This is a genomic window from Pantoea sp. UBA5923, assembly GCF_002431095.1.
Lineage (GTDB): Bacteria > Pseudomonadota > Gammaproteobacteria > Enterobacterales > Enterobacteriaceae > Pantoea > Pantoea piersonii.
Genome location: NZ_DJDN01000057.1, coordinates 24,893 through 25,283 on the forward strand (window position 1 = coordinate 24,893; position 391 = coordinate 25,283).

The following is a 391-nucleotide window of genomic DNA, read 5'->3' on the forward strand; positions in this document are numbered from 1 at the left end:
CTGATCGCCGCAGCCAACATCTGGACCATCAAACATTATGGGCCAGACCGCATTGCGGGCTTCTCGCCGATACCGGCCATGTCGATGGTCTCCTATGCGGCAGGGACGCGCTATCTGTCGCTGATTGGCGGAACCTGCCTGAGCTTCTACGACTGGTATTGCGATCTGCCGCCTGCGTCGCCCATGACCTGGGGCGAACAGACCGACGTGCCTGAATCCGCCGACTGGTACAACTCTAACTACATTATTGCCTGGGGTTCCAACGTGCCGCAGACGCGCACGCCGGACGCCCACTTCTTTACCGAGGTGCGTTACAAAGGTACTAAAACGGTTGCTATCACGCCTGACTATTCAGAAGTCGCCAAGCTGTGCGATCAGTGGCTGGCGCCGA

At 58.6% G+C, this 391-nt stretch carries 1 protein-coding gene; it reads left to right on the plus strand.

Annotated elements, in window-relative coordinates; genetic code table 11:
• Window positions 1-391: molybdopterin-dependent oxidoreductase (locus tag B3797_RS13875; protein WP_311791375.1), on the plus strand; the 391-nt coding region annotated here is incomplete at both ends.